The organism is Mycobacterium sp., from assembly GCF_019247615.1.
Taxonomy (GTDB): Bacteria; Actinomycetota; Actinomycetes; order Mycobacteriales; family Mycobacteriaceae; genus Mycobacterium.
In genome coordinates, this window is sequence record NZ_JAFBAT010000288.1 from 1 (window position 1) to 10,269 (window position 10,269).

12 protein-coding genes and 1 pseudogene are annotated in these 10,269 nt (G+C 63.3%); 5 read left to right on the forward strand and 8 right to left on the reverse strand.

Going from position 1 to position 10,269, the window contains the following annotated elements; genetic code table 11:
* The first annotated feature begins 263 nt into the window (after window positions 1–263).
* On the forward strand, window positions 264–947 hold the full coding sequence (locus JO059_RS20160; protein WP_293321963.1) for an MBL fold metallo-hydrolase: 684 nt from the start codon (window positions 264–266) through the stop codon (window positions 945–947).
* A gap of 426 nt (window positions 948–1,373) precedes the next feature.
* Here the strand turns inward: JO059_RS20160 and JO059_RS20165 are convergent, their stop codons facing one another.
* From JO059_RS20165 to JO059_RS20175, 3 genes are all read right to left on the reverse strand, one after another.
* Window positions 1,374–2,123: a class I SAM-dependent methyltransferase gene (locus tag JO059_RS20165; RefSeq protein WP_366516244.1), complete on the reverse strand. Its 750-nt coding sequence runs from the start codon at window positions 2,121–2,123 to the stop codon at window positions 1,374–1,376.
* Between the two features lie 293 nt (window positions 2,124–2,416).
* A complete protein-coding gene (locus JO059_RS20170; RefSeq protein ID WP_293321968.1) occupies window positions 2,417–2,851 on the reverse strand; it encodes an SRPBCC family protein in 435 nt (144 codons plus the stop codon).
* Window positions 2,848–3,180, reverse strand: coding sequence for a metalloregulator ArsR/SmtB family transcription factor (locus JO059_RS20175; RefSeq protein WP_293321970.1), 333 nt, complete (start codon window positions 3,178–3,180; stop codon window positions 2,848–2,850). Before JO059_RS20175 ends, JO059_RS20170 begins: the two co-directional genes overlap by 4 nt.
* Window positions 3,181–3,315: 135 nt before the next feature.
* Here JO059_RS20175 and JO059_RS20180 point away from each other — a divergent pair, with 135 nt between their 5' ends.
* From JO059_RS20180 to JO059_RS20195, 4 genes and pseudogenes are all read left to right on the forward strand, one after another.
* Window positions 3,316–4,050, forward strand: a complete 735-nt coding sequence (locus JO059_RS20180; RefSeq protein ID WP_293321972.1) for a DUF899 domain-containing protein — start codon at window positions 3,316–3,318, stop codon at window positions 4,048–4,050.
* A 31-nt stretch (window positions 4,051–4,081) separates the two neighbouring features.
* Entirely contained in the window at window positions 4,082–4,957 is an 876-nt protein-coding gene (locus JO059_RS20185) for a DUF899 family protein (RefSeq protein ID WP_293321975.1), read from the forward strand.
* 48 nt (window positions 4,958–5,005) lie between these two features.
* Window positions 5,006–5,171, forward strand: a pseudogene (locus tag JO059_RS20190) (FHA domain-containing protein); the annotation flags it as partial.
* 287 nt (window positions 5,172–5,458) lie between these two features.
* On the forward strand, window positions 5,459–6,166 hold the full coding sequence (locus JO059_RS20195; protein WP_293321978.1) for a class I SAM-dependent methyltransferase: 708 nt from the start codon (window positions 5,459–5,461) through the stop codon (window positions 6,164–6,166).
* 35 nt (window positions 6,167–6,201) lie between these two features.
* On the opposite strand, the gene JO059_RS20200 is transcribed toward JO059_RS20195, so the two are convergent.
* The 5 genes from JO059_RS20200 to JO059_RS20220 all read right to left on the reverse strand — a co-directional run.
* Window positions 6,202–7,179: a membrane dipeptidase gene (locus tag JO059_RS20200; protein ID WP_293321981.1), complete on the reverse strand. Its 978-nt coding sequence runs from the start codon at window positions 7,177–7,179 to the stop codon at window positions 6,202–6,204.
* Between the two features lie 202 nt (window positions 7,180–7,381).
* Entirely contained in the window at window positions 7,382–8,200 is an 819-nt protein-coding gene (locus JO059_RS20205; RefSeq protein ID WP_293321984.1) for an alpha/beta hydrolase, read from the reverse strand.
* A gap of 223 nt (window positions 8,201–8,423) precedes the next feature.
* Entirely contained in the window at window positions 8,424–9,056 is a 633-nt protein-coding gene (locus tag JO059_RS20210) for a DUF998 domain-containing protein (protein ID WP_293321986.1), read from the reverse strand.
* Window positions 9,057–9,097: 41 nt separating this feature from the next.
* Window positions 9,098–9,706 carry a nitrile hydratase subunit alpha gene (gene nthA / locus JO059_RS20215; protein WP_293321988.1) on the reverse strand — a complete coding sequence of 203 codons (609 nt, stop codon included), beginning with the start codon at window positions 9,704–9,706 and terminating at the stop codon, window positions 9,098–9,100.
* On the reverse strand, window positions 9,703–10,269 hold a 567-nt coding region (locus JO059_RS20220), incomplete at its 5' end, for an SH3-like domain-containing protein (RefSeq protein WP_293321990.1). The genes JO059_RS20220 and nthA, both read right to left, overlap by 4 nt.

Below are 10,269 nucleotides of genomic sequence, written 5' to 3' on the forward strand. Positions count from 1 at the left end.
GGGCCGGAGTGCACAAACGTGACTTCATAGGCTGGGCGGACGTCTTTGCGGATCCGCTCGCCGACGGACACATGCGTTCCGACCCGAGCGCGCTCGCCGAAAAGACTTGGGACTTGGCCGTCTGGCTCTGACGCTGAAGCGAGGCAAGGGAATTGACGCCAACATTGTCTTCGATGCTACGGCGCATGTGCGTGGTAGCTTTGGCGAGTTGAGTCGAATTTTCGTACTCGTCGCGTAAGGTAGTCAGTGACATACTCAGGTGCGTGGCAAAACTGACCGAAGTGGCCGACGGCGTACACGTCGGTGCGCTGTCTCCGCGCAACTTTTTCAACACGGTCATCGTGGAGGGGCCAGACGGCGATGTCGTGATCGACGCGGGCCCGCCGTGGGCGGGCCGACGACTGGCTCGCATTTTTCGGGGACGCGACATCGTCGAGCATGTGGTCACTCACGCTCATGGTGACCATATCGGTTGTACGGCATGGATCTGCAATCACACCGGCGCCCCGCTCGCCATGAGCGAAATCGAGGCCGACGCCTTCGAAAGCGGCGGCGACATCGCCTGGCACGCCGGCGCAGGCGCCAAGTACTTTGTCGCGCCGATGGGGCGGAAACGGTGCAAGGTCGACCGGCGTCTGAAAGAAGGGGACGTCGTTGAGGGGTTCACGGTGCTTGCCCAACCCGGCCACAGCCCCGGCCTCTTGGCCTTCTGGCGTGAAGCGGACCGGACACTGATCATTGGGGATGGGCCGATCAACCTGTCCGCCGACCCCTACAAGCCGAAGTGGGCGTATGTGCCCAAGAAGTGGCACTGCGATCCGGAGGCGGCCGTCACATCCCGGAAGCGCCTGACTGAACTGAAACCCGATCTCGTCGTCTCCACTCATGGCTATCCGGTCCGCAGTCTCGAACACTGGGTCCAAGGAGTACGCACGGTACCCCACTGAGGGAGGAGTGCTTCACATCCTCGGGGAGCCTGGCGGGTTTGAGGGAATATGAACGAATCTCGAATATGGACGGTTCGGTATTCACCGCCTATCCCATTGCGCTGTGCCCCAAGGTATTTCGCAGTACGTCGCACGCCGGTAATTCGGGCGCCGCGGTAGCCTCGCAGTTGCGATGGCGTGCGGCCGTCAGACGTTGCCCGCAAAGCAGGAACGGTGGATCACTCGGGCGTGCAAGCGAATCTGGTCCGGCTATGAGTTGGGTGCGTCCACGACCCGAAACTCGGATGCACACATTAGCGTGCCGATGTCGGTGCTACCCAAGTTGGACTACACCGGTCGGCGCGGGCGGCTGCGCGGTGGGATCCGAACCCACCCACCACTTGTGTTCGGTGCGCCCGCGCCCAGAGAAATTGGCACAAGGGTCGGTCACCGAGCTGAGCCGTGGCGGGGCGAGGCCACGATCAACCAGGATCTGTAGTGCTCGACGACCTGTCCACCGAGCGCACGGCAAGCGGCCAAGGCTTCAGCGACCTCTCGGGGTGTCCAATCACTGAACGTGCTAAAGAGGCAATGGATTTGCTCGGCGTCTAACTGAATGCTCCACCTGTAGGCACAGACGTCGTCGACCGAGAACAGCCCGGTGCGCGTCAGCATGTCGGCCGTCGCTGCAGCATCCTCTCGCTTACCGGCCCGCGCTGTCGGCCGCCGGCTGACGATTCGCGCCACTTCGGCTCGGAACGCCGTCGTGGCACCAGAAGGATCCCCGAACACGTTTCGCCACACCAGTAATCGACCCTCCGGCACCAGGGCGCGACGGACCTTTGGCAAGACGATATCCAGATTCATCCAGTGGATCGACGTCGCCGCCACAACAAGATCGAACGATGAATCCGCCAACTCCACGTCCTCGGCACGCGACAGCAACAAATCAGCAGCCGGATACCTCGCCGCCAAGATGGCTGCCAAATCACGGCCCGGCTCGACCGCAACGACGTCCATGCCCTCAGCCAGAAGCGGCCCGGTAGCTTCCCCCGTCCCTGCCCCCAGATCAAGAGCGCGGCGACCCGGACCGACCAGTCCAGTCGCCCGCACACGATGCCAAAGCTCGGCTGGATACGGCGGCCTCGCCGTTTTGTACAGGTCAGCGCGATCGTTGAAATGCATAGGGCCGGACATACATCCAGACTATGCCGCCCACACTGCGCGATTACGCGCGTCGTAGACCTCACGACTCGTCGCTGTCGATTGCCCAGCGCACAGTGACGGACAACTCATCGGGCGCTTTGCCGCTAAACCATCGAAGGGCCTGGCGCAGGCCATTCGCGATGGTTCAACACCCCAGCGCGGTGGTCGCTGCCATCAACGAACGACTTGCTGTAGCGCCGCTCGGCGCGACCTGACCATGGATGCAAGGGCCAGCGGGGGGGGGCGTCGAGGTTCCGGTGGATTGTGTCAGTAATGCGGGGTCATCAACCGGATAAGAGCGCTGCGAGTTGATCACAGGTCGGCGGCCAGCCGGTCCGAAATTCGTCGATGATGTCGGGGGGCAGGAGAGAATGCTCGATGACCATCAGCGTTTGTTCGTCGCCGACCGGATCGAAAGTGACCGCGACGATGCTGGCGACGGTCGGATCGGGCCAGTTGGAGTTGCTCCACGTGAAGCGCAACCGGTGCGGCCGATCGATTTCCAGGAAGTGCCCCGTCATCTGTATCGGGACGCCGGAATCGTCCATGTCAAAACGCAATTCTCCGCCGACGCGGGCGTCGACGGATACTGCTACGCATCGCACGGGGCGGGGACACATCCACTCCATCAACGATTCCGGGTCGAGCCACTGCTCGAACACCACAGCCGGCGGTGCCGGCATGACGCTGCGGACTCGAACAACCGGTGCATCGTTCATCGGGAACTACCGCGTCGTTTGAGGCGCGCCGATAACGCCTCGGCGCGGCGCGACCAGAACATCGTCTGCTCGTGGATCCACTTCTCAGCCATCTCCAATCCACCCGGCTGCAGTGAAAGCCAATGCTCTCGCCCGCGCACGTCTCGATGCACCAGCCCAGCCGATTCCAACACTCCAATATGTCGCGACACGCCGGCAAAGGTCATCGGCAAGGGCGCGGCCAAGTCGGTGATGCGCGCATCACCACCGCGCAGCGACTCGAGAATTCGGCGCCGCGTTGGATCGGCCAACGCGGCGTAGGCCCGATCCAACACCTGATCTTCAACCATCTTGTTGACAATAGCCGTCTCCCGTGGTGTCGTGAAGTGACAAAACGTTCAATCGCTCTGTTGAGCGTCATCCTCGGGTGTGCACCGGCAGCCTCCGAGAACCACTGCAGCACAAGCAAAGAAGGGATTACCGCGATGACAGCACCGCCGGTGGTGACGCCGCAGGAGTGGGAGGCTGCCTGGCAGCTGCTACTCGTGAGGGAAAAGGAGATGACTCGCGCGCGCGACGCGCTGGCCGCCGAGCGTCGGCGCATGCCCTGGCTCGCCGCGGATCAGCGGTACACGTTTGAGGGCCCCGAGGGCACAGCCAGCCTGCTGGACCTGTTCGACGGCCGCCGTCAGCTGATCGTCTACCGCGCGTTTTTCGATCCGGGTGTGCACGGCCAGCCGCCGGGCACGGCCGGAGTGGAGCGCGGCCGCGCCTGTTATGGGTGCTCCATGATCGCCGACCACGTCGGCAATCTCGCCCACCTCAACGCCCGCGACACCGCACTCGTTTTCGCCTCGCGTGCACCGCAATCCGACATCGCGCGCCTCAAGGAGCAAATGGACTGGAAAATGCCGTGGTACACCATCACTGACAGTTTCGACGTCGACTTCGGTGTAGACCAGTGGCACGGCACGAACGCCTTCATCCGCGAAGGCGACCGAGTGTTCCGCACCTACTTCATCACCGGCCGCGGTGATGAAGCGCTGGGTAACACGTGGAGTTATCTAGACATGACCGCGCTGGGACGCCAGGAGAGCTGGGAGGACTCCCCGCCGGGCTATCCCCAGGGCCCGCCGTATGAGTGGTGGAGGAGGCACAACGAATACAACGACGCCCCACCGGCGCCGGCCGTGCGTTGGAAGGCGCACATAGCACGCTAGGACTCGACCGCGCCAATGAGAGGAGATCCTCGTGACGGATGAATCGACCACCCTCGGCGGGCCAGCGGCCAGCGCCGCCAGTGCGGCGAGCTTGCCCCCGGCAGTCGACCGAGCAACCTTTGAGGCCGAACTGGACAAATTGCGGGTTCGGGAGAAGGCACACACTCGGGAAGGCGACGCCATCGCCGCGGCCCGACGGCGCCTCCCGATGGTCGAGGTAGACGCCACGCTTGAGCTGATCGGGCCCCAGGGGCGGCTTACGCTGCTCGATACGTTCGAAGGGCGCCCCCAGCTCATCGCCTACTACTTCATGTGGTACCCGAACCGGCCCGCGTCCGAGCAGTGCGAGGGCTGCACCTGGGTCACCACTCAGGTCACGGAACTGTCCTACTTGCATTCCCGCGACATCACTTACGCGGTCTTCTGCCAAGGACGCAACGTCGCCTTCGGCGGGGCCGAGCCGCAGGCAGCGTACGACGAGAGCGTTCGCTACCGCGACTTCATGGGCTGGGACATGCCGTGGTACTCGGCACAGCCCTCTCTCGACGCTCTTCTTGTCGGGCGGGAAATTGGCTTGTTTCACTTGGTGTGCTACCTACGAGACGGCGATCGCGTCTTCGAGACCTACTGGACCACTCGCCGCGGCGCCGAAGCAATGGATTACAGCTACGCGCTGATGGACCGCACTGTCTACGGACGCCAGGAGGCATGGGAGGACTCGCCCCCCGGCTGGCCGCAACAGTGCTCCGTCACCCGCACGAACGGCGGCCCCCCGGCATGGCCACCAGTGTCAAAGTGGCCGGGTGGACGCCCCATCGCACAGTGGTCGCGACTCGAAGCCGGACGCTCCGACGACCTTCGAAACGCGGGAACCGAGACGGCACCCAGACCTCACCATTGCCACTAGCGAACCGAGGCAGCTCCGGAACCGACGACGAACCCACTCTCGTCCGAAACGTCACATCCCGGGCGGCATGCCGACAACGACATCGTGCTTGGCGACATCACCGTCAGCCAGCACCACGCCGAATTTCGGCGGCAGAACAGTGCTGGCCAACGGTGACGAGATCCAAATGGGCAAGTTCCGCTTGGTGTTCCTGACCGCGCCCACGACGACCTAACACCGCGAGGGCCAGGGTCGCGACAGCGACAAGGCGCGCCAAGCGTTTTCAGCGCTTGGAACCTGTCCCTGCGAAGTTGTTCCTATCCAAAGAGATACGAAACCCGCCGGCGCGCCGCCCCCGACCACATGGCACCAGGTCGCGGTGTCTCGCGGCGCAGGCCAAGCCCTCGACGCACACCTACCGCGCCACACTGTCACTTTTCATTGTGACCGCACGGGTTGGTCGGTGAATTCAACCGTAAGTCCGCCGTGTGGAGAGGCGGGTTCGCATAAGAGAATGGATTGGTGAACCGACCCCAGGCTGAGGGTGACCTGCTAGCCGATCAGCGTGCCTTTTACCGCGCACATGCTTCTCACTATGACGAGTGGTGGCAGCGTCGAGGCCGCTACGACCAGGGCTCGGACGACACGGCGCAGTGGCACCGCCAAGTCGCACAGGTCACCGAAGCGCTCGAGCAGATTGGGTCGATCGGCAGCGTTCTCGAGTTGGCGGGGGGCACCGGCTGGTGGAGCGGACGTCTCGCTGAGCGGGCCAACAGCCTTACGGTGGTCGACTCCTCGCCTGAAGCACTGAACATCAACCGTGAGCGGGTAAGCCGCAACGACATCACTTACGTGGTCGCCGACATATTCACCTGGCGGCCGGACCGGCGATACGACACCGTGTTCTTCTCGTTCTGGCTCTCACATGTCCCCCGACAACGGTTTGTCCCGTTCTGGTCCCTGGTCGCTTCATGCCTTGTTCCGACCGGCAAGGCGTTCCTCATTGACAATCGGCGGGACCCGTCACGCGCGGCGGCAGACCCGTATGTCATTGACGAAGCAAACGATGTGCAGAGACGCCGGCTCAGCGACGGCTCCGAGCACCAAGTCATCAAGGTGTTCTATGAGCCCGACGAGCTCGCCGATCGCCTCCACGGCATCGGCTGGGGATCGCACCTGGCTGGGACGTCGAGGTTCATCTACGGATCGGCCTGGCACGCTGACGCGTAGATGGTCCGACGCGTGTATAGTCGGAAATCTCTTGACTACTCGGCGCCTTTGATTTGCCCAGCGCCCCAGGAATTTTGGGCGACGCGGTAGAAATTTCCGCCAAGGACGGCGTGGATGTCGGTGGCGCTCCACCCGCGCTGGCTGAGGTGGTCGTCGAGGGTCAGCAGCGTTTCTGGTGGCATCCATTCAATTGGTCCCCAGCGGGTGTAGCTGTCGTCGAACAAGTGTGGATTGCGGGTGAGTTCGGCAAGGAAGTCGGCGTAGTCGAACGCGAAGTCGGTGCTGACCCCGACGTGTTCGATGCCCACGAGGTCAGCGGCGTACTCGAGGTGCCGTGTCATCGCATCCAGCGTCGGGGTGTTGGGGCCCAGGAAGATACCAACGCCGGTGATGCCGATAACTCCTCCGGTGGCCGCGCATGCGCGGGCTTGATCGTCGGTGATGTTGCGCGGGTGATCCCAAACTGCTCGCATGCAGGAGTGGCTGTAAATGACCGGCCCGGTGGAGATCTCACACATGTCCAGTCCGGTGCGGACGCTGCAGTGGGACCCGTCGGGGACGATGCCGACCTTGTTCATCTCGACGACGAGCGCATGCCCCCACGCGGTGAGCCCGTCATCGGTGGCGTCTAGGCATCCGCTGCCGGCGTGGTTGGCGTGGTTGTAGGTGGGCAGCAGCGTGCGAACGCCGAGGTTGCTCAGGGTGGCCAGGTTGTCGAGATTTCCGTCGAGGGGAGCCGAGTCTTCGAGGTCGAACATCACCGCGATGTGCCCGGCCTTGGTGGTCAGGGTGACGTCGTCGATGGTGGCCGCCAACTCCAGCTCAGGGTGGGCTTGGATCGCGGTGCGATAGTGAGCCAGCAGCGCCATGGTGTCGTTGAAGCGGTGCGGCGAATATCCTGCGTTGACCGATACGAAGGCGCCCCCGCGACGCTGGTAGCGAGTCAGAGGGTCGACATCGGCGTCGGTCTGCAGCGGCAAGCAGGTGTGTTGGTCCCACAGGAGTGACGTCATGGGTACCGATACTGCATCATCTCGGCCGCAAGGCTGGGTTGTCGATCAGTACCGTGCGTTGCACTTTGCGCGCCCTTCAGCCAACCGATGTGCACGCGCTGCGTGCAGTGACGCCGTTCTGATCTGGGTTCACTCGAAAAGGGAAGCTCATGTCATAGCCGGTCGCGCCGGCGATCGAGTCCAGCTGGTATGACGCTGCCAATCAGGACGCGATGAACGCGTGCAGATCCGGGTTGAGGACATCCGCGTGCGTGGTCAGCATCCCGTGAGGGTAGCCGGCATAGGTCTTCAACGATCCGTTCTGGAGTAGGTCGACCGCACGGGGCACCGAGCTGGTGAACGGAACGATCTGATCGTCATCGCCGTGCATCACCAGGACGGGAACGGTGATCGTGCGCAGGTCCTCGGTGTAGTCCTGCAGCCAAGAAAACACGGTCTCATAGTGAGCGTGGGCCCCGCCGGACAGGCCTTGCCGCCACCAGTTCGCGATGATCGCCTCGGACGGCTTCGCCCCTGACCGGTTGAATCCGTAGAACGGACCCTCCGCCACGCCGCGGAAGAATTCCGATCGATTCCCCAAGACACCCGCCTGCACCGCGTCAAACCATTCTTGGGGTTGCCCGCCCGGATTGTCCTCTGTCTGCAGCATGTTCGGTGTCGGGGAAGACACCAGTACCGCCTTGGCGACCCGCTCCTGATGGCGCGCCACATAGCAGGCCACCTCAGCGCCGCCGGTGGAGTGCCCAATATGGACCGCCTCGCGCACGTCGAGCTGCTCGGTCAACGCGGCCAGGTCGGCCACCCAGTGCTCCATATCATTGCCGCCGCCGGACTGCTCGGATCGCCCATGCCCCCGCCGGTCGTGAGCGATCACCCGATAGCCCCGGTGCAGGAAGAACATCATCTGCGCATCCCAGTCGTCGGCCGTCAGCGGCCAGCCATGACTGAAAACGATCGGCTGGCCAGAACCCCAGTCCTTATAGAAAATCTCGATACCGTCAGACGTGGTGATGGTAGGCATAGTCTTTCCTCTCGCAGTCGCCGCTCGCGGGCGCTCCCGCGATCGAGTGACAGTCAACCGCAAGCCGCAATGATCCTCCTGGGAGAGTCTTGGGACCCGTGACGCGGCAGAAGCCTCAAACAAGGTCATGGCGACGAGGAAGCGGCACACCTTGGCGCGTTTCTTTACGTCTGTCGGTTGCGGTTTGTGGCAACGAGCGGTGCGATCGAGAGTCGAATTGTGTTCAGACGCTGCGATATAGCTTTACCGAGACGGCAGTCAGCCACACCCAGGCCATTACGACCACGGCGGTAAAGAACAAAACCACGACGGGACTGCCGGAGCCGGAGGCGATCGCGGCGAATCCGCCAGCGAAGAGCGCTCCGGTCAGGCGCGAGTACCACGCCCAGTCACGCTGGCCATCACGAGAGAACCGCGCTGCGACCACGAAGCATGCCGCGATGAGGCAGGCGAAACCGATACTTGCACAGAGGACGTGCAGCATGCCATGCCAGCTGACTGGTGCCCGTCCAGCAGGTGCGCCCGGCGGGAAGCCCATCGACGGATCGGCGCGGAAAACACCCGCACCTACCAACCCAGCTCCGTAGCCGGCAAGTAGCACGGCGGCCCAGTTCGCAGTTCTGCCGGTGTCAAGCGCGCGGCGAATCCCGACCGCGGCCGCGATCGTCATGGCGCCGGTCAGCACGAAGGTCAAAATTTGGATCCAGCCGCGATCGCCATTGGCCAGCAGACTGGCCTCGTGGCGCAATGGGTCGAATCCTGCCCGGGTAACCGCCTGGATAGCCACGCTGAGCACGTAGACCGGCCCGGCGATAACGCCATAACCCAGCAGCGATTTGGTGATCCGATCAGCCATTGGCGGACAGGCGTCAGAAGAAGTCATCAAGTGGACCTTGCCTATTGTTCGTTTGGATCGGCGATGACAGCAGCGCCGGTCATGGCCTCGCGGGTGATGATGCCAACCAGGTCGTCGATGCTCCAGTCCTTCGTGTCGGTTGGCCGGCGGGGTAGGACCAGGTAGCGGGTCTCTGCGGTGGAGTCCCAGACACGAATTTCGGTCGACTCGGGTAGGTGCACTCCGAACTCGGCGAGGACAGTTCGGGGCTCGATCACCACGCGGGCACGGTATTCGGGAGATTTATACCAGCTTGGTGGCAGCCCCAGGAGCGTCCACGGGTAACAGGAGCACAGCGTGCACACGATGATGTTGTGGACGTGTTCGGTGTTTTCTACGACGATCAACTCGGTTGGGGCGGCGAGGCCGAGTTCTTCAAGGGCGGTGTTGGCGTCGGCTAGGAGGCGTTTCTTGTACCCGGGGTCGCTCCAGGCGCGGGCAACGACGCGTGCACCGTTGAGTGGGCCGATCTCGTGTTCGAGCGTCGCGGCAACGGCATCAACTGCGGTGGATGTGATCAGCTCTTTTTCTTCGAGGAGGGATTCAATCGCGCGGGTCCGCTGAGCGGGATCTGTTTGATCGGAATTTAGCTGGCGTGCTTGGTGATTCATGCAGTCTCCAGGTAGCTTTCCCACAGCCCTAGCCGGACTTGCAGATTCGGCTCGGTGGTTTCGCCCCACAGATCGTGGCCGTTGAAGCTCACGGTGTAGACGTACTGGGCGTTTTCGCCCAGATCATGGGCGTCAGTGTCGGGAAAGACTGCGGCCGGATGAATCCTGGTAATCGTGCCGCGACGGCCGCGCACGTAGCGGGGCAATCTGGTGTGGCCATGGGGATGGATGTTGCGCGCTGAGACGCGCTCGCCCACGACAAACCGTGGAGGTCGGCCAGCCTCGCGGCGATTACTGGGTTCACCGCCACCTTGTGTCGGCTGTTTGGGTGTGCTGCCCGCCGCTGCCTGCACGCAACTGGGTTGCGTATTTGCTTCACCGCTACTAGCGAGCTGCTCGAGGCGATGGCGGATTTCGGTGGGGTGTAAGAGCCTGCGCTGCACCAGGGCTCCTTCGAGCCCATCGAGGTGGCGCTCGAAGTAGCCGTCGCGCAAGTAGCGCAGCGGCGGCAGGCTCTCGATGGCATAGCGCAACACACCGCCGCCGCCGAAGTGGCCGGCGAC

Coding starts and splice junctions, on each gene's coding strand:
- JO059_RS20165 (WP_366516244.1), bottom strand. CDS start 2,123: ATGTCCGGCCCTATGCATTTCAACGATCGCGCTGACCTGTACAAAACG.
- JO059_RS20170 (WP_293321968.1), bottom strand. CDS start 2,851: ATGAACGATGCACCGGTTGTTCGAGTCCGCAGCGTCATGCCGGCACCG.
- JO059_RS20175 (WP_293321970.1), bottom strand. CDS start 3,180: ATGGTTGAAGATCAGGTGTTGGATCGGGCCTACGCCGCGTTGGCCGAT.
- JO059_RS20180 (WP_293321972.1), top strand. CDS start 3,316: ATGACAGCACCGCCGGTGGTGACGCCGCAGGAGTGGGAGGCTGCCTGG.
- JO059_RS20200 (WP_293321981.1), bottom strand. CDS start 7,179: ATGACGTCACTCCTGTGGGACCAACACACCTGCTTGCCGCTGCAGACC.
- JO059_RS20205 (WP_293321984.1), bottom strand. CDS start 8,200: ATGCCTACCATCACCACGTCTGACGGTATCGAGATTTTCTATAAGGAC.
- JO059_RS20210 (WP_293321986.1), bottom strand. CDS start 9,056: ATGGCTGATCGGATCACCAAATCGCTGCTGGGTTATGGCGTTATCGCC.
- nthA (WP_293321988.1), bottom strand. CDS start 9,706: ATGAATCACCAAGCACGCCAGCTAAATTCCGATCAAACAGATCCCGCT.